The organism is Roseateles violae, assembly GCF_030410485.1.
GTDB lineage: Bacteria > Pseudomonadota > Gammaproteobacteria > Burkholderiales > Burkholderiaceae_C > Roseateles_D > Roseateles_D violae.
This window is the reverse complement of sequence record NZ_JAUHHC010000004.1, coordinates 290,546-307,575: the sequence shown is the minus strand read 5'-3', so window position 1 is coordinate 307,575 and position 17,030 is coordinate 290,546. Positions and strand designations below refer to the sequence as shown.

At 67.1% G+C, this 17,030-nt stretch carries 14 protein-coding genes and 6 tRNA genes; 19 read left to right on the top strand and 1 reads right to left on the bottom strand.

The window, feature by feature from the left end; genetic code table 11:
- Positions 1-68 precede the first annotated feature (68 nt).
- The 19 genes from asd (at position 69) to QWJ38_RS15735 (ending at position 16,605) form a co-directional block, all read left to right on the top strand.
- The gene (gene asd, locus QWJ38_RS15825; protein WP_290360070.1) at positions 69-1,190 is read left to right on the top strand and encodes an aspartate-semialdehyde dehydrogenase; all 1,122 of its coding nucleotides are present in this window, start codon (positions 69-71) and stop codon (positions 1,188-1,190) included.
- Positions 1,191-1,430: 240 nt separating this feature from the next.
- The gene (locus QWJ38_RS15820) at positions 1,431-4,052 is read left to right on the top strand and encodes a motility hub landmark protein FimV (protein WP_290360069.1); all 2,622 of its coding nucleotides are present in this window, start codon (positions 1,431-1,433) and stop codon (positions 4,050-4,052) included.
- Positions 4,053-4,136: 84 nt separating this feature from the next.
- A complete protein-coding gene (gene truA, locus QWJ38_RS15815; protein ID WP_290360068.1) occupies positions 4,137-4,919 on the top strand; it encodes a tRNA pseudouridine(38-40) synthase TruA in 783 nt (260 codons plus the stop codon).
- 5 nt (positions 4,920-4,924) lie between these two features.
- The gene (locus QWJ38_RS15810; RefSeq protein ID WP_290360067.1) at positions 4,925-5,569 is read left to right on the top strand and encodes a phosphoribosylanthranilate isomerase; all 645 of its coding nucleotides are present in this window, start codon (positions 4,925-4,927) and stop codon (positions 5,567-5,569) included.
- A 13-nt stretch (positions 5,570-5,582) separates the two neighbouring features.
- Positions 5,583-6,830, top strand: a complete 1,248-nt coding sequence (gene trpB / locus QWJ38_RS15805; RefSeq protein WP_290360066.1) for a tryptophan synthase subunit beta — start codon at positions 5,583-5,585, stop codon at positions 6,828-6,830.
- Positions 6,827-7,636 (top strand): tryptophan synthase subunit alpha, encoded by an 810-nt coding sequence (gene trpA / locus QWJ38_RS15800; protein WP_290360065.1) that lies wholly within the window; start codon positions 6,827-6,829, stop codon positions 7,634-7,636. The genes trpB and trpA overlap by 4 nt, the downstream gene beginning before the upstream one ends.
- Positions 7,637-7,664: 28 nt before the next feature.
- On the top strand, positions 7,665-8,537 hold the full coding sequence (gene accD / locus QWJ38_RS15795; RefSeq protein ID WP_290360064.1) for an acetyl-CoA carboxylase, carboxyltransferase subunit beta: 873 nt from the start codon (positions 7,665-7,667) through the stop codon (positions 8,535-8,537).
- Between the two features lie 68 nt (positions 8,538-8,605).
- Positions 8,606-9,919: a bifunctional tetrahydrofolate synthase/dihydrofolate synthase gene (folC, locus tag QWJ38_RS15790; RefSeq protein WP_290360063.1), complete on the top strand. Its 1,314-nt coding sequence runs from the start codon at positions 8,606-8,608 to the stop codon at positions 9,917-9,919.
- Positions 9,920-10,018: 99 nt separating this feature from the next.
- Positions 10,019-10,837: an SPOR domain-containing protein gene (locus QWJ38_RS15785; protein ID WP_290360062.1), complete on the top strand. Its 819-nt coding sequence runs from the start codon at positions 10,019-10,021 to the stop codon at positions 10,835-10,837.
- A 5-nt stretch (positions 10,838-10,842) separates the two neighbouring features.
- Complete coding sequence (locus QWJ38_RS15780; RefSeq protein WP_290360061.1) at positions 10,843-11,370, top strand: CvpA family protein; 528 nt, start codon at positions 10,843-10,845, stop codon at positions 11,368-11,370.
- 21 nt (positions 11,371-11,391) lie between these two features.
- Positions 11,392-12,912, top strand: a complete 1,521-nt coding sequence (purF, locus tag QWJ38_RS15775) for an amidophosphoribosyltransferase (RefSeq protein WP_290360060.1) — start codon at positions 11,392-11,394, stop codon at positions 12,910-12,912.
- Between the two features lie 3 nt (positions 12,913-12,915).
- Positions 12,916-14,166 (top strand): O-succinylhomoserine sulfhydrylase, encoded by a 1,251-nt coding sequence (locus tag QWJ38_RS15770; RefSeq protein WP_290360059.1) that lies wholly within the window; start codon positions 12,916-12,918, stop codon positions 14,164-14,166.
- Positions 14,163-15,572: a glutamate--tRNA ligase gene (gene gltX / locus QWJ38_RS15765; RefSeq protein WP_290360058.1), complete on the top strand. Its 1,410-nt coding sequence runs from the start codon at positions 14,163-14,165 to the stop codon at positions 15,570-15,572. Before QWJ38_RS15770 ends, gltX begins: the two co-directional genes overlap by 4 nt.
- A gap of 87 nt (positions 15,573-15,659) precedes the next feature.
- Positions 15,660-15,735, top strand: a tRNA-Ala gene (locus QWJ38_RS15760).
- Between the two features lie 58 nt (positions 15,736-15,793).
- Positions 15,794-15,869, top strand: a tRNA-Glu gene (locus tag QWJ38_RS15755).
- 136 nt (positions 15,870-16,005) lie between these two features.
- A tRNA-Asp gene (locus tag QWJ38_RS15750) sits at positions 16,006-16,082 on the top strand.
- Positions 16,083-16,198: 116 nt separating this feature from the next.
- A tRNA-Ala gene (locus tag QWJ38_RS15745) sits at positions 16,199-16,274 on the top strand.
- A 36-nt stretch (positions 16,275-16,310) separates the two neighbouring features.
- Positions 16,311-16,386: transfer RNA gene (locus QWJ38_RS15740), tRNA-Glu, on the top strand.
- 142 nt (positions 16,387-16,528) lie between these two features.
- Positions 16,529-16,605, top strand: a tRNA-Asp gene (locus QWJ38_RS15735).
- Positions 16,606-16,728: 123 nt separating this feature from the next.
- Here QWJ38_RS15735 and QWJ38_RS15730 read toward each other — a convergent pair.
- Positions 16,729-17,022 carry a helix-hairpin-helix domain-containing protein gene (locus tag QWJ38_RS15730; RefSeq protein WP_290360057.1) on the bottom strand — a complete coding sequence of 98 codons (294 nt, stop codon included), beginning with the start codon at positions 17,020-17,022 and terminating at the stop codon, positions 16,729-16,731.
- Between the last annotated feature and the right edge of the window lie 8 nt (positions 17,023-17,030).

Genomic DNA, 17,030 nt, shown 5'->3' with positions numbered 1-17,030 from the left:
ACAAACCCGGCGAAGCGAGCCGGGCAAGGACCCCAGGGTTTGTTTTGTAGGCGATTAAGGAACTCATGATGACGACATTGGTTGGACTGGTGGGCTGGCGCGGCATGGTCGGCTCGGTGCTGATGGACCGCATGGCGGCCGAGCGCGATTTCGATCTGATCGAGCCGCTCTTTTTCAGCACCAGCAATGCCGGCGGCGCTGCCCCGGCCCAGGCGAAGAACGAGACGAAGCTGCAGGATGCCTTCGACATCGAGCAGCTCAAGCGCTGCGAGATCATCATCACGGCCCAGGGCGGCGACTACACCAGCGAGGTCTTCCCCAAGCTGCGCGCCGCCGGCTGGAACGGCCACTGGATCGACGCCGCCTCCACCTTGCGCATGGCCGATGACGCGGTCATCGTGCTGGACCCGGTCAATATGCCGGTCATCAAGGATGCGCTGGCTAAGGGCGGCCGCAACTGGGTCGGCGGCAACTGCACGGTCTCCTGCATGCTGATGGGCGTCGGCGCGCTCTACAAGGCCGGCCTGGTCGAGTGGATGAGCACGCAGACCTACCAGGCAGCCTCGGGCGGCGGCGCCCAGCATATGCGCGAACTGCTGACGCAATATGGAACCTTGAACGCCTCGGTGAAGGCGCTGCTCGACGACCCGAAGAGCGCCATCCTCGAGATCGACCGCCAGGTGATCGCAACGCAGCGCAATCTCAGCGCCGCCGAGACGGCCAATTTCGGCGTGCCGCTCGGCGGCTCGCTGATCCCCTGGATCGACAAGGATCTGGGCAATGGCCAATCCAAGGAAGAATGGAAGGGCATGGCCGAGACCAACAAGATCCTCGGCAATGGATCGGCTCAAGGCATCCCCGTCGACGGCTTCTGCGTGCGCGTCGGCGCGATGCGCTGCCATAGCCAGGCTCTGACCTTCAAGCTGAAGAAGGACGTGCCGCTGGCCGATATCGAGGCGATGATCGCCGCCGACAACGAGTGGGTGAAGCTGGTGCCGAACACGCGCGAGGCGACGATCCACGACCTGACCCCGGTGGCCGTGACCGGCACGATGACGATTCCGGTCGGCCGCATCCGCAAGCTGGCCATGGGCCCCGAGTATCTGGGCGCCTTCACCATTGGCGATCAGCTGCTGTGGGGAGCGGCCGAACCGCTGCGTCGCATGCTGCGGATTTTGCTGGCTCGGTAGTATCCCTGAGGGCCGTTGCCGGCGAACGACAGGCTTCGGTAACGGGGAGTGAATGGCGGGGCGCTCGCCCCCTATTCACGCTTTGCATGAGCGGTGCAGCGTATATGCTTGTTGCTGTTGTGATTTCCGTGCCGCCGGCGTGGGTGAGGACAGCATCGTGAGCGCTGTGTCAGCAGAAACAATAATCGTCGGAACGGGCGGACACCGGATGGTGGCCGCCTTGTCGTTTGGGGGGACGCCTTGAATATTCAATCCAGCGCATCGGGACGCTTTGCCCTGAGCCATGTGGCCGCTGCGGCCGCCTTGACCCTGGGCATGCTCGGCAGCAATAGCTGGGCCCTGGGCCTGGGTCGCTTGTCGGTGCAGTCGGCGCTCGGCGAGACGCTCAAGGCCGAGATCGACGTGACCAGCCTCAGCCCCGAGGAAGCCGGCACGCTGAAGGTACGCGTCGCGCCCCCGGAGGCCTACCGCGCCAGCGGTGTCGAATACAACGCGGTGCTGATGGGCACCCAGGTCAATGTGGTGCGCAACAACGGCCGCACGGTGCTGCGGGTCAGCAGCGACCGCGCGGTGCAGGAACCCTTCGTCGACGTGATCCTCGAGCTGTCCTGGGCCAGCGGCCGCCTGGTGCGCGAATACACGCTGCTGTTCGATCCGCCGAGCAATCCCAAGCCGGTCGCCGCGCCCCCGGCCATCGCCGCCGCGCCGGTGATCGCGCCGGCCGCGCCCGAGACGGCGCCGGTGCAGGCCCCGCCGCCGGCCGTCGCCGCCGCGCTGCCGCCCTCGCGGCCTGCGGTCGCCGCGCCGCCGGCCCGCCCCAAACCCGAGGTCCGGGCCGAGGCGCCGGCAGCTGTCCCGCCGGCCGCGCCGGCGCCGAGACCGGCCTCCGTTCAGGCACCGATGCCCAGCACCGGCGCCTCCGAATACCCGGTCAGGCCCGGCGACACGCTGTCGCGCATCGCCGCCAAGACGCAGCCGGCCGGCATCTCGCTGGACCAGATGCTGGTCGGTCTGTTCCGCAGCAACCCGGACGCCTTCGTGGACAGCAATATGAACCGGCTGAAGGCCGGCTCGGTGCTGCAGGTGCCCGCCAGCGATGCGCTGGCCAGCGTCAGCACCGGCGAGGCGCGCCAGATCATCCAGGCGCAGAGCGCCGACTTCAATGCCTATCGCCAGCGTCTTGCCGGCGTCGCCCCGGCGCTGAAGCAGGAGGAGAGCGAGCGCCAGGCCAAGGGCCAGGTGCAGGCCGCCGTCGAGGACCGCAAGCCGGCCGCCGCGGCAATGCCGGACAAGCTGACCCTCAGCAAGGCCGCCAGCGCGGCGCCCGAGGCCAAGGTCTCCAAGGACACCGAGAAGAAGGACGCCGCCGCCCGCGTCGCCGAGCTGACCCGCAATGTCGAGGAGCTGAAGAAGCTGTCGTCCAGCGCGTCGACCGCCGCCCCGACGCCGGCACCGGCCCCCGCCGTGGTCGCCGCCGCCTCGGCCGCCCCGGCGCCGCTGCCGGCGCCGACCGTGCTGGCCGAGGCGCCGAAGCCCAAGCCCGCTGCTGCCTCGGCGCCGAGCCCCGCGCGTGCGCCGGCCAGCGCCGTGCCCGCCGCCGCGCCGGCCGCCGAGCCCGGCATCGTCGATCAACTGATCGAGAACCCGCTGCTGCCGCTGGGCGCCTTGCTGCTGGCGGCGCTGGCGGCGCTGGGCGTGAACCGGCTGCGCAAGCGCAGCACCAGCTCCGGCAAGGCCGACACCGGCTTCCATGAGAGCCGGATGCAGCCCGATTCCTTCTTCGGCGCCACCGGCGGCCAGCGCGTCGACACGCGCGACGCAAGCACCAACGGCCCCTCGTCGATGAGCTATTCGCTGAGCCAGCTGGACGCGATCGGCGATGTCGATCCGGTTGCCGAGGCCGATGTCTACCTGGCCTATGGCCGCGATCTGCAGGCCGAGGAGATCCTCAAGGAGGCGCTGCGCGGCAATCCGGAGCGCCTGGCGATCCGGCTCAAGCTGCTCGAGGTCTATGCCAAGCGCCGCGATACCAAGGGCTTCGAGCAACTGGCGATCCAGCTCTTTGCCGAGACCCATGGCCAGGGCGAGGACTGGGCGCGCGCCCAGGAGCTGGGCCGGCAGATTGATGCCGAGAATCCGCTCTACCAGCCCGGCGGTGCGCCGAGCCAGTCGAGCGGCGGCCAGGGCATCCATCCGGAGCCCATGGATGCCAGCACCATGCCGGCCACCGTGGCCGCCGGCACGGCAGCCAGCGCCGCCTTCATCGCCCCGCATCTGGCGACCGAGCCGGTCGGCCTGAGCGCGGTGGCGGTCGACACCGGTCCGGTCAGCGGCTACGACATGGACCTCGATCTCGATCTGGACAGCCCGCCGCCGGCCACCGTGTCGCCGAATGCGATGGACGCGACCCAGGTGCTGGCGACCACGGTCGAGCAGGCGCCGCTGGCGATGGATTTCGACCTGTCCACGCCGCCGGCCGAGATCCATACCGACGAGATGCCCTTCGATCTCGACGCGCTCGACGAGCCGGCCGCCGCAGCCGCCGATGCGGGCAATGCGCTGGACTTCGACCTGTCCTCGATCGACCTGGACCTGCCCGAGGCGACGGCGCCGGCGGCGATGCCGCTGGAGCGCACGCTGACCCTGGATCGTGAGCTGCCCGGCACCGACGAACTGGCCCAGGCGCTGGATGCGCTTGGCAACGAGGACGGCGATCCGCTGCTGCGTCAGCTCGAGCTGGCCGACGAGTTCCGCCAGATCGGCGATACCGAAGGGGCCCGCGAGGTGCTGCAGGAATTGATCGCCAAGGCCGGCGGCAGCGTCAAGGACCGTGCCCAGCGCATGCTGGCCGAGTTGCGCTGAGCAGAAGCGCCGATAATCGAAGCCTGTCCAGAAGGCGCCCGCCACGGGCGCCTTTTTTCATTTGCTAGAGCGGAGTGTTGGCGGATGCGCGTTGCGCTGGGAGTGTCTTATCGCGGCCAGGCCTATCACGGCTGGCAGAGCCAGCCGGATCGGCGCACGGTGCAGGACGCGCTCGAGCGGGCGCTGGGCCAGTTTGCCGACCGCGAGATCCGCACGCTGTGCGCCGGTCGCACCGACGCCGGCGTGCATGGCCTCAACCAGGTCGTCCATTTCGACTGCGAGGTCGAGCGCGAACCGTTCTCCTGGGTGCGGGGCGTCAACCGTTACCTGCCCAGCGATATCGCGATCCAGTGGAGCGCCTTCCCGGGCGACGACTTTCACGCCCGCAACAGCGCCCAGGGCCGCCGCTACGCCTATCTGCTGCTGGAGTCGGCCGTGCGGCCGGCGCTGGAAAGCGGCTCGGCCGGTTGGGTGTTCCGCCCGCTCGAGCTCGAGCGCATGCAGGCGGCCGCGGCGCTGCTGCTCGGCGAACACGACTTCAGCTCTTTCCGCTCGGCCGAATGCCAGGCTGCCTCGCCGGTGAAGATATTGCGCGCGATCGAGATCAGCCGGCGTGGCGCCTACTGGCGCTTCGAGTTCGACGCCTCGGCCTTTCTGCACCATATGGTGCGCAACATCATGGGCTGCCTCTTGGCCGTCGGCAGCGGCACGCGCTCGGTGGACTGGCTGGCCGAGGTGCTCGACGCGCGCGACCGCAAGGTCGCCGCGCCCACCTTTGCCCCCGACGGCCTCTACTTCGTCGGCCCGTACTACGATGCGCGCCATCGAATCCCCGAGCGCGTTGCCGCGCTGGACTGGTTGCCGTGAACGCGATGAGCCGAACCCGTATCAAGATCTGCGGCCTGACCCGCGAGGCCGACGTCGACGCCGCCGTTGCGGCCGGTGCCGATGCGATCGGCTTCGTCTTCTATGCGAAGAGCCCGCGCCATGTGACGCCCCAGCGCGCGGCCGAGCTGGCGCGGCGGCTGCCGCCCTTTGTCACGCCGGTGGGCCTGTTCGTCAACGCCAGCGAGGCGCAACTGGCCGAGGGCCTGGCGGCATTGCCCAATATGCTGGTCCAGTTCCATGGCGACGAGAGCCCGGCCGACTGCGAGCGGCCCGGCCGGCCCTTTCTGCGCGCGGCGCGCATGGAGCCGGGCTTCGATTTGCTAGACTTCGTCCAACAGTATTCGAACGCCCAGGCCATCCTGCTCGACGCCCATGTCGACGGCTATGGCGGCGGCGGAAAGGTCTTCGATTGGTCCCTCATTCCAAGAAACGTGCACTCTCCAGTCGTTTTGTCTGGTGGGTTGCATGCCGGAAATGTGGCCGAAGGGATTCTGCGGGTACGGCCCTGGGCCGTTGACGTGAGCTCCGGCGTCGAGGAGGCCAAGGGCCTGAAGGACGCCGCCCTGATCCGTCAGTTCTGCGATGCCGTGCGCGAAGCCGACGCGCGCATCGCCGATCTGCAAACCTGAGAATCCGAAGACCATGCAAAGCTATTCACAGCCCGATGCACGCGGGCATTTCGGCCCCTATGGCGGCCGCTTCGTGGCCGAGACCCTGGTCCATGCGCTGGACGAGCTGAGCGCGGCCTATGAGCATTACCGCAAGGACCCGGACTTCGTCGCCGAGTTCGAGCGTGAGCTGGCCCATTTTGTCGGCCGGCCCAGCCCGATCTACCACGCCGAGCGGCTCAGCCGCGAACTCGGCGGCGCGCAGATCTACCTGAAGCGCGAGGACCTCAACCACACCGGCGCGCACAAGGTCAACAACACCATCGGCCAGGCCCTGCTGGCCCGCCGCATGGGCAAGAAGCGCGTGATCGCCGAGACCGGCGCCGGCCAGCATGGGGTGGCGACCGCGACGATCTGTGCCCGCTACGGCATGGAATGCGTGGTCTATATGGGCAGCGAGGACGTCAAGCGCCAGTCGCCCAATGTCTACCGGATGAATCTGCTCGGCGCCCGTGTCGTGCCGGTCGAGTCGGGCAGCAAGACCCTGAAGGACGCGCTGAACGAGGCGATGCGCGACTGGGTCACCAACATCGAGTCGACCTTCTACATCATCGGCACGGTCGCCGGCCCGCATCCGTATCCGATGATGGTGCGCGACTTCCAGCGCATCATCGGCGACGAGTGCCTGACGCAGATGCCGGCCCTGGTCGGCCGCCAGCCCGACGCGGTCATCGCCTGCGTCGGCGGGGGCTCGAACGCGATCGGCATCTTCTACCCGTATATCGAGCACAAGGACGTGCGCCTGATCGGTGTCGAGGCGGCGGGGCAGGGGATCGCCAGCGGCAAGCACGCGGCGACCCTGTCGGCCGGCAGCCCGGGCGTGCTGCATGGCAACCGCACTTATCTGCTGCAGGACGAAAACGGCCAGATCATCGAGACGCATTCGATCTCGGCCGGCCTGGACTATCCCGGCGTCGGCCCCGAGCATGCGCATCTGAAGGACATCGGCCGCGCCGAATATGTCGGCGTCACCGACGCCGAGGCGCTGGCGGCCTTCCACCGGCTGTGCCGCACCGAGGGCATCATCCCGGCGCTGGAGTCCAGCCATGCGGTCGCCCATGCGATCAAGCTGGCGCCGACCCTGCCCAGGGAGCAGGTGCTGCTGGTCAACCTCTCCGGTCGCGGCGACAAGGACATCGGCACCGTCGCCGACCTGTCCGGCGCCAAGGTCTACGACCAGCCTTCGCAGGCCGGCCACCAGGTGAAGGGGGCCGTGCTGTGAGCCCTGTAACTGGACGGATAGCCGCCACCTTCGCCGCCCTGAAGGCAGAAAACCGCAAGGCGCTGATTCCCTTCGTCACCGCCGGTGACCCGCACCCGCAAGCCACCGTCGAGCTGATGCTGGCCATGGCCGCAGCCGGCGCCGACGTGATCGAACTGGGCGTGCCTTTTTCGGACCCGATGGCCGACGGCCCGGTGATCCAGCGCGCCGGCGAGCGGGCGCTGAAGGCAGGCATCGGCATGCCGCAGGTGCTGGCCTATGTGGCCGAGTTCCGCCGACACGACGAGCGCACGCCGGTCGTGCTGATGGGCTATGCGAATCCGGTCGAGCGCTACGGCATCGAGCGCTTCGTCGCCGACGCCAAGGCCGCCGGCGTCGATGGCGTGCTGATCGTCGACTACCCGCCCGAGGAATGCGAGGCCTTTGCCGCGGCGCTGAAGGCACAGCAGCTCGACCCGATCTTCCTGCTGGCGCCGACCTCGACCGAGGATCGCATGGCCCGCATCGGCGCGTTGGCCAGCGGCTATGTCTACTACGTCTCGCTGAAGGGCGTGACCGGCGCCGGGCATCTGAACACCGCGGCCGTTGGAGAGGCGATCCCGCGCATACGCCGCCATGTGACCGTGCCGGTGGGCGTCGGTTTCGGCATCCGGGATGCGGCCACGGCGCGCGCGGTGGCCGAGCATGCGGACGCCGTCGTCATCGGTTCGCGCCTGGTCGAACTGCTGGAGGTCCAGTCACGCGATAATGTCGCTTTGACGGGTGGCCAGTTCATCCGCGAGATCCGCGCCGCGCTCGATGCGTAGCGCGCCCATCGAATAAAGGAGTCTGCTTGTGAGTTGGCTTGAAAAGCTGCTGCCGCCGAAGATGCAGCAACAGGATCCCAACGACCGGCGCACGGTGCCGGAAGGCCTGTGGATCAAGTGCCCGTCCTGCGAGACGGTGCTGTACAAGACCGATCTGGAGCAGAACGTCAATGTCTGCCCCAAGTGCAGCCATCACCACCGCATCGGCGCGCGCGCGCGCCTGGACGCCTTCCTCGACGGCGAAGGCCGTTACGAGGTCGGCCAGGAGGTGCTGCCGGTCGACGCGCTGAAGTTCAAGGACAGCAAGAAGTACCCGGACCGGCTCAAGGAAGCGCTGGAGAACACCGGCGAGACCGATGCCTTGATCGTCATCGGCGGCGCCTTGATGAGCATCCCGGTCGTCGCGGCCTGCTTCGAGTTCGACTTCATGGGCGGCTCGATGGGCTCGGTCGTCGGCGAGCGCTTCGTGCGCGGCGTCGAAACGGCGCTGGAGCAGAAGACGCCCTTCATCTGCTTCACCGCCACCGGCGGCGCCCGCATGCAGGAAGGCCTCTTAAGCCTGATGCAGATGGCCAAGACCAATGCGGCGCTGACCAAGCTGGCCAAGGCCAAGCTGCCCTATATCAGCGTGCTGACCGACCCGACCATGGGCGGCGTGTCGGCCTCCTTCGCCTTTGTCGGTGACGTGGTCATTGCCGAGCCGAAGGCGCTGATCGGCTTTGCCGGCCCGCGCGTGATCGAGAACACCGTGCGCGAGAAGCTGCCGCCGGGCTTCCAGCGCGCCGAGTTCCTGCTGGAGAAGGGGGCCGTCGACATGATCGTCGACCGCCGCCAGCTGCGCGAGACGATTGCCCGCCAACTGGCCATGCTGCAGCGGCAGAGCGCCGACGCCGTGGCCTGAGCTTCGGCGATTGAGACCCGAACGGCCAGGCCCGCAAGGTCTGGCCGTCTTGTTTTTGCGGAACCGATATGACGCTAGACGACTGGCTCGCCCATTGCGAGCGCCTGCACCCGAAGACCATCGACATGACCCTGGACCGCGTGATCGCACTGCGCGATCGCCTGGGCCTGGCCTTCGGCGACACGCCGGTCGTGATGGTGGCCGGCACCAATGGCAAGGGCTCGACCTGCGCGATGCTGGAAGCTATCGCGCTGCAGGCCGGCTACCGCGTCGGCCTCTACATCAAGCCGCATTTGGTGCATTTCGAGGAACGCTGCCGCGTTGGCGGCGCGCCGGTCGCGGCCGAGTCGCTGCTGCCGCATTTCGAGGCGGTCGAGGCGGCGCGCGGCGAGATGACCTTGAGCTATTTCGAGTTCACGACCCTGGCCATCATGCGCCGGCTTTCGCAGGAGCCGCTGGATCTGGTGATCCTCGAGGTGGGCCTGGGCGGACGGCTCGACGCGGTCAATTGCGTTGACGCCGACTGCAGCGTGATCACCAGCATCGACCTCGACCACACCGAATACCTGGGACCGGACCGCGAATCGGTCGGCCGGGAGAAGGCCCACATCATGCGGCCGGGCCGGCCGGTCGTCGTCAGCGACCCGATGCCGCCGGCCTCGATCGCCGCCCATGCGGCCGCGATCGGCGCCGACCTGCGCCAGCTCGGCCGCGACTTCAGCTACGGTGGCGATCGCCAGCAATGGCAATGGGCCGGCCGCGAGCGGCGCTTCTCGGGTCTGGCCTATCCGGCGCTGCGCGGCGTCAACCAGCTGCTCAATGCCGCCGGCGTGCTGGCCGTGTTCGAGGCGCTCTACCAGCGCCTGCCGATCAGCGCGCAGGCGGTGCGCACCGGCCTGGCCCTGGTCGAGTTGCCGGGGCGCTTCCAGGTCGTGCCGGGCCAGCCGGCCCTGGTGCTGGACGTGGCGCACAACCCGCATGCGGTTGCTGCGCTGGCGCAGAACCTGGACCAGATGGGCTTCTTCCCGCGCACCCATGCGGTGTTCGGCGCGATGGCCGACAAGGATCTGGCGGCGATCTTCCAGAAGATCGCGCCGCTGGTCGATGCCTGGCATTTCTGCGACCTGGAAATCCCGCGTGCGGCGAGCGCCCAGGCGCTGGCCGAGCGCTTCGAGGTGCTGCGTGCCGATGGGGCCCTGAAGACGCCGCCGACGGTCCAGGTCCACCAGCATGCCGAGCCGCTGGCGGCGCTGTCCGCAGCGGCTGCCGCGGCCGACCCGGCTGATAGAATTCTGGTCTTCGGCTCCTTCTACACCGTGGGTGGCGTGCTGAAGAATGGCGTGCCGCGGCTGCAGCATTCGGCGGCGTCCAAATCGCAGTGATCATCGTCGTGGCCCGGGCCTGATTGCCGGGCCTTTTCACTCAACCCCAAGATCATCCAATCGCGGCACGAGCTGCCCTTCACCGCTGCCATGGGTCTGATGTCCTTCTTCAAACGCGGTGCCGCCGCTCCCGCCGCCAAGCCGGTGGCCGATTCGGCCGATGCGGTGCAGCAGCTGCGCCTGCGCGCCCGCCGGCGGCTGATCGGCGCGGCGGTGCTGGTGGGCATCGGCGTGATCGGCTTCCCCCTGGTCTTCGAGACCCAGCCGCGGCCTATTCCGGTCGACCTGCCGATCGAGATCCCGCGCAAGGAAGGCGTGGCTCCGCCGCTGGTGCCGCTGCCTGCGCCGCAAATCGCGACCAGCCCCACGAGGACTCCGACGGCCCCGACGATCGTCGCCGAGGCGGCCGCCGAGCATGGCCCGGCGGCGCCGCCGGCGCGCCCGGTGATCACCGAGCAGGCCGCGGACAAGGCAGCCGACAAGATCGTCGAGAAGCCGGTGGCGGAAAAGCCCGTCGCCGAGAAGCCCGTCGAGAAGCCGGTCGAAAAGGCGATCGAGAAGAAGCCGGTTGCGGAAAAGGCGGTCGAGAAATCGGAAAAGTCCGAGAAGGCCAGCCACCAGGAGGCCGCCCGCGTGCAGGCGCTGCTGGACGGCAAGCCGGCCGACAAGAAGGCCAGCGACGTGGCCGGCGCCCGCTTCATCGTCCAGGTCGGTGCCTATGCCGATGGCAAGGCCGCGCAGGAGGCGCGGACGAAGGTCGAACGGATGGGCCTGAAGACCTATACCCAGGCGGTCGACACGGCCGACGGCAAGCGCATCCGCGTGCGCGTCGGTCCCTTCGCCAGCCGCGACGAGGCCGACAAGGTGGCGGCCAAGGTGCGCGGTGGCGGCCTGTCGACGGCGGTGCTGACGATCTGACGCCTATGGACTGGGCCATCAGCTGGGTCGACCTCGTGCTGGCGGGCCTGCTCGCGGCCTCGGTGCTGCTCGGCCTGTGGCGCGGCCTGATGTTCGAGCTGTTGGCGATCGCCGGCTGGATCGTCGCCTATTTCGGCTGTCCCTATCTGGCGCCCATCGTCGGCGGCTGGCTGCCGGCCGAGCGCCTGGGGCCGAACCTGGTCCATCTGGCCGGCCTGGTGCTGGCCTTCATCCTGATCCTGATCATCTGGGGCCTGGCGGCCAAGCTTTTGCGCGCGCTGCTGCGCGCGACGCCGCTGAGCGGTATCGACCGCCTGCTGGGTGCCGGTTTCGGCGTGCTGCGCGGCCTGCTGGTCTGCCTGCTGCTGGTCGTCGTCGTCAGCATGACGCCGGCCGTCGCCTCGCCGACTTGGGCCGCCTCGCAGCTGGCGCCCTGGCTGCAGGAGCTGCTGCTGGGTCTGCGGCCGGTGCTGCCGGACGCGGTGGTCAAACTGATTCCGGCCGAGGCTGATCGCAAGCCCGGCCTCATGTAGTACTGAAGAAGGATTCCTGCCATGTGCGGCATCGTCGGTGTGATTTCCAAGCAACCGGTCAACCAGCTGATCTACGACGCGCTGCTGCTGCTGCAGCACCGCGGCCAGGATGCCGCCGGCATCGTCACGATGCAGGGCAACAAGTGCTTCATGCACAAGGCGCGCGGCATGGTGCGCGATGTGTTCCGCACCCGCAATATGCGCGCGCTGCCGGGCAGCATCGGCCTGGGCCAGGTGCGCTACCCGACCGCCGGCAATGCCTATAGCGAGGAAGAGGCACAACCCTTCTATGTCAACGCGCCGTTCGGCCTGGTGCTGGTGCACAACGGCAATCTGACCAATGCGCATGCGCTGAAGAAGGAGCTGTTCGACGTCGACCGCCGTCACATCAACACCGAGAGCGATACCGAGGTGCTGATCAATGTCGTCGCTCACGAACTCGAGCGCGCGGCGCGCGAGGTCCCGGTGACGCCGGAGGCGGTGTTCAAGGCCGTCGCCGCGGTGCAGAAGCGCATCAAGGGCTCGTATGCGGTGATCGCGCTGATCGCCGGCCATGGCCTGCTGGCCTTCCGCGATCCCTTCGGCATCCGGCCGCTGTGCTTCGGCCAGGCCGACAACGGCGAGTTCATGGTGGCCAGCGAAAGCGTCGCGCTGGAGGGCACGGGCCACAAGCTGGTCCGCGACGTGGCGCCGGGCGAGGCGCTGTTCATCGACATGAATGGCCAGGTCCACACCCAGCAGTGCAACGACAGCCCGAGCCTGAATCCCTGCATGTTCGAGTTCGTCTACCTGGCGCGGCCGGACTCGGTGATGGACGGCATCTCGGTCTACCAGGCGCGCCTGAACATGGGCGAGACCCTGGCCCAGCGCCTGATCTCGACCATGCCGCCCAGCGATATCGATGTGGTGATCCCGATCCCCGAATCAAGCCGGCCCTCGGCGATGCAGCTCGCGCACAAGATCGGCAAGCCCTATCGCGAGGGCTTCGTGAAGAACCGCTATGTCGGTCGCACCTTCATCATGCCGGGCCAGGGCGTGCGCAAGAAATCGGTGCGCCAGAAGCTCAATGCGATCGGCCTCGAGTTCAAGAACCGCAATGTGCTGCTGGTCGACGACTCGATCGTGCGCGGCACGACCTCGAAGGAGATCGTGCAGATGGCCCGTGAGGCCGGCGCCAAGAAGGTCTATCTGGCCTCGGCCGCGCCGCCGGTGCGCTTCCCCAATGTCTACGGCATCGACATGCCGACCAGCGAGGAACTGATCGCGCACAACCGCTCGATCGAGGAGATCCGCCAGTACATCGGCGCCGATGCGCTGATCTACCAGGATGTCGATGCGATGAAGCGCGTCGTCGGCGCCTTGCGACCCGGACTGGACGGCTTCGAGGCCTCCTGCTTCGATGGCCGCTACATCACCGGCGATGTGTCGGCCGAGGACTTTGCGACGCTGAAGGAACAGCGCGAGAGCCAGGGCAAGGGCGCCGAAGAGGAAGAGGGGCCGGCGCGCACGCGCCTGGCGCTGCAAAGCGGCGGCGAGGGCTGACCAATGAGCGACGACGAACGAGACCGCATCGAGCGCGCCCGGCTGCCCGAGGGCCTGCGCCCCGAGACCCTGGCCGTGCGCAGCGCGCTGGCGCCCAGCCAGCATGGCGAGAACTCCGAGGCGCTGTTCCTGACCAGCGGCTATGTGCAGCCGAATGCCGAGGTCTCGGCGCGGCGCTTTGCCGCCTCCGAGGACTTCACCTATTCGCGCACCAGCAACCCGACCGTGCGCAGCTTCGAGCAGCGCCTGGCGGCCATGGAAGGCACCGAGGCCGCCGTCGCGACGGCCACCGGCATGAGCGCCATCCTGCTGCTGATCATGGGCCTGCTGAAGGCCGGCGACCATGTGGTCTGCTCGCGCTCGGTGTTCGGCTCGACCATCAATCTGTTCGCCAAGGAGTTCGCCAAGTTCGGCGTCGAGACGGCGTTCGTCTCGCAGACCGATCTGGAGGAGTGGCGCGCGGCGATCAAGCCCACGACCCGGCTCTTCTTTGCCGAGACGCCGACCAACCCGCTGACCGATATCTGCGACATCGCCGCGCTGGCCGAGCTGGCCCATGCCCATGGCGCGCTGCTGGTGGTCGACAACAGCTTCTGCTCGCCAGCCTTGCAGCGACCGGCCGCGCTGGGTGCCGACCTTGTGATGCACTCGGGCACCAAGTACCTGGATGGCCAGGGCCGCGTGATGGCCGGTGCGCTGTGCGGGCCCGAGAAGCTGATCAAGGACGTGTTCGGCCCGGTGATCCGCACCGCCGGCATGACCCTGGCGCCCTTCAATGCCTGGGTCGTGCTGAAGGGGCTGGAGACCCTGGGCCTGCGCATGAAGGCGCACTGCGAGAACGCGTTGAAGATCGCGCAATGGCTGGAGACCCGGCCCGAGGTGGCGCGCGTCTACTACCCGGGACTGGCCTCGCATCCGCAGCACGCGCTGGCCATGCGCCAGCAGGGTGGGCAGGGCGGTCCGGTCGTGTCCTTCGACCTGCGCGGCGACACGCCGGAGGCGGCGCGCGCGGCGGCCTTTCATGTGATCGACAGCACCCGCGTGCTCTCGATCGCTACCAATCTGGGCGACACCAAGTCGATAATCACGCACCCGGCCACCACCTCGCATGGCCGCCTGAGCGAGGCGCAGCGCCAGGCCGCCGGCATCGGCCAGGGCCTGGTACGGCTGGCCGTCGGACTCGAACATCCGGATGACATCGGCGACGATCTTCTGCGCGGTCTGTCCACGCTGAGCAAGGGTCAAGAACAATGAAGCAAGAAGCAACACCTGACACCCCGGTTCGCACGCGCATCGCGCCCTCGCCGACCGGCTTTCTGCACCTGGGCACCGCCCGCACGGCGCTGTTCTCCTGGGCCTTCGCACGCCATTACGGCGGCACTTTCGTGCTGCGCATCGAGGACACCGACGTCGCCCGCTCGACGCAGGATTCGGTGGACCAGATCCTGCAGGCCATGCATTGGCTGGGCCTCGACTACGACGAGGGACCGTTCTATCAGATGCAGCGCCTGGAGCGCTACGACGAGGTCATCGAGCAGATGATCGCCGCCGGCACCGCCTACCCCTGCTATTGCACGGTGGAGGAGGTCGAGGCGATGAAGGCGGCGCAGGAGGCGCGAGGCGAGAAGCGGCGCTACGACGGCACCTGGCGTCCGGAACCGGGCAAGACGCTGCCGCCGATCCCGGCCGGCGTGACGCCGGCGGTGCGCTTCAAGAACCCGATCGATGGCGTCGTCACCTGGGACGATGTGGTCAAGGGGCCGATCAGCGTCGGCAACCGCGAGATCGACGACCTGATCATCCGCCGCCCGGACGGCGTGCCGACCTACAACTACGCGGTCGCCGTCGACGACTGGGACATGCGCATCACCCATGTCTTCCGCGGCGACGAGCATGTCAACAACACGCCCTGGCAGATCAATATCCTCAGCGCGCTCGGCGCGCCGCTGCCCAAGTACGGCCATATACCGGTCATCCTCGGCAACGACGGCCTGAAGCTGAGCAAGCGCCGCGGTGCCGTCAGCGTCGGCAATTACGAGGAGGGCGGCTATCTGCCCGAGGCGCTGCTGAACTATCTGTCGCGACTGGGCTGGAGCCATGGCGACGACGAGCTGTTCAGCCGCGAGCAGCTGGTGTCCTGGTTCGACGGCACGCATCTGACCAAGGGCCCGGCGCAATGGGATCCGGCCAAGCTGGACTGGGTCAACGGCCAGTACATCAAGCAGGCTGACGACGGCCGTCTGGCCGGCCTGGTCGCGGCGCAACTGGCCAAACGCGGTATTCAAGCGGAGACCGCCAAGCTGCCGGCGATGTGCGCGCTGTTCAAGGATCGCTGCGTGACGACGGTGGCGCTGGCCGACTGGCTGGCGATGTATTTCGCGCCGGTGACGCCCAGCGCCGAGGATCTGGCGTCGCATGTGAGCGAGGCGGTCAAGCCGGCGCTGGCCGCGCTGGCCGCACGCTTCGCCGCGATCGAATGGAACAAGGCGGCGATCCAGTCCGCCATCAAGGAGACGATTGCCGAGCAGGGCCTGAAGATGCCGCAACTGGCGATTCCGGTGCGCGTGCTCGTCTGCGGCCGCGCGCAGACGCCCTCGGTCGACGCGGTGCTGGAACTGTTCGATAAAGAAATTGTCATCGAACGCTTGCGCTCCTTGTAAAAATCATCCTATAATCTATGTCTCGCTTGAACAGCGCGATACACAAAGAATCGCAGGCTTGGGTTTAAAGAAGCTTGCAGATCCTGAGGGGGTATAGCTCAGCTGGGAGAGCGCTTGCATGGCATGCAAGAGGTCAGCGGTTCGATCCCGCTTACCTCCACCAAATCCTCAGAGCAATCTGTTGATTGAGTGGCGCGCAGTTCAAGTATGAAGAAGGATTAGTCCCCTTCGTCTAGAGGCCTAGGACACCACCCTTTCACGGTGACTACAGGGGTTCGAATCCCCTAGGGGACGCCAAGATTTCTTGGCAATCCGATATGGATTGCCAAAGAAAGCTGGGCAATCCGTCGAAAGACGGCCAAGTTTGATAAGCTTGGTTATTGCTGAAAATGATATACAATCAATTTTGGCGATAATTAAATTATCCCACTGCGGAGTGGTAGTTCAGTTGGTTAGAATACCGGCCTGTCACGCCGGGGGTCGCGGGTTCGAGCCCCGTCCACTCCGCCAAGGTTTTCTTGATATTGCCGCGGCAGTATCGAAAAACGGCCAAGAAATTGGCCGTATGTATTTGTGAAGTTGGTTTGACGCTTGAACGGCGCGCTGCCCGAGTTCATTGGAACAACGGGGGTATAGCTCAGCTGGGAGAGCGCTTGCATGGCATGCAAGAGGTCAGCGGTTCGATCCCGCTTACCTCCACCAAAACGGTGGCGCGCGGTTCAGGTATGAGAAGGTTTAGTCCCCTTCGTCTAGAGGCCTAGGACACCACCCTTTCACGGTGACTACAGGGGTTCGAATCCCCTAGGGGACGCCAAGATTTCTTGCTCATCCGGACAGGATTGCAAAGGAAACTTGTTAATCCGTCGCAAGACGGCAAGCTCGATAAGGCTTGGCAACGCCACAAGCGTTGCACAACTTATTCGGTCATGTGCGTCGGTAATAATTTCGACGCATCTGGAGTGGTAGTTCAGTTGGTTAGAATACCGGCCTGTCACGCCGGGGGTCGCGGGTTCGAGCCCCGTCCACTCCGCCAATATTCAAAAGCCCCGAGAACGAAAGTTCCGGGGCTTTTTCTTTGTCGCCTGTCTTTGCGCCATATCAACGCCACTTGCCCGCGGCATATTGGCTGGCCGTTTGCCGCGTAAACGACGACTTACTATCCGGCCAGCTGCCCGTAAAGCGCCTTGCGCTGCGGCGTGTAATGCCACCAGGGCGCTGGCGCCGCGCCGCGCATGAAATCGACCGCGGCCATGAAGGTGTCGAGCACGCAGGGATCATGGCGTTGGCCGGTAATTCCGCACAGTTGCTGGTAGAGCACAAAGGCGTCGCGGCCGCGCAGGTCCTGCGGCCGGGCGATGCCCAGCAGGCGCAGATCGGCGGCAACCGCCGGGCCAATGTTCGGGATCTGCTCCAGGCTCTGGCAGTCCTCCCAATGGCTGGCCTTGCGCATCGTCGCCG

Excerpts from the sequence above, each read along its gene's own strand:
- asd (WP_290360070.1), top strand. The coding sequence starts at position 69 with ATGACGACATTGGTTGGACTGGTGGGCTGGCGCGGCATGGTCGGCTCG.
- truA (WP_290360068.1), top strand. The coding sequence starts at position 4,137 with ATGCGCGTTGCGCTGGGAGTGTCTTATCGCGGCCAGGCCTATCACGGC.
- QWJ38_RS15810 (WP_290360067.1), top strand. The coding sequence starts at position 4,925 with ATGAGCCGAACCCGTATCAAGATCTGCGGCCTGACCCGCGAGGCCGAC.
- trpB (WP_290360066.1), top strand. The coding sequence starts at position 5,583 with ATGCAAAGCTATTCACAGCCCGATGCACGCGGGCATTTCGGCCCCTAT.
- folC (WP_290360063.1), top strand. The coding sequence starts at position 8,606 with ATGACGCTAGACGACTGGCTCGCCCATTGCGAGCGCCTGCACCCGAAG.
- QWJ38_RS15785 (WP_290360062.1), top strand. The coding sequence starts at position 10,019 with ATGTCCTTCTTCAAACGCGGTGCCGCCGCTCCCGCCGCCAAGCCGGTG.
- QWJ38_RS15780 (WP_290360061.1), top strand. The coding sequence starts at position 10,843 with ATGGACTGGGCCATCAGCTGGGTCGACCTCGTGCTGGCGGGCCTGCTC.
- purF (WP_290360060.1), top strand. The coding sequence starts at position 11,392 with ATGTGCGGCATCGTCGGTGTGATTTCCAAGCAACCGGTCAACCAGCTG.
- QWJ38_RS15770 (WP_290360059.1), top strand. The coding sequence starts at position 12,916 with ATGAGCGACGACGAACGAGACCGCATCGAGCGCGCCCGGCTGCCCGAG.
- gltX (WP_290360058.1), top strand. The coding sequence starts at position 14,163 with ATGAAGCAAGAAGCAACACCTGACACCCCGGTTCGCACGCGCATCGCG.
- QWJ38_RS15730 (WP_290360057.1), bottom strand. The coding sequence starts at position 17,022 with ATGCGCAAGGCCAGCCATTGGGAGGACTGCCAGAGCCTGGAGCAGATC.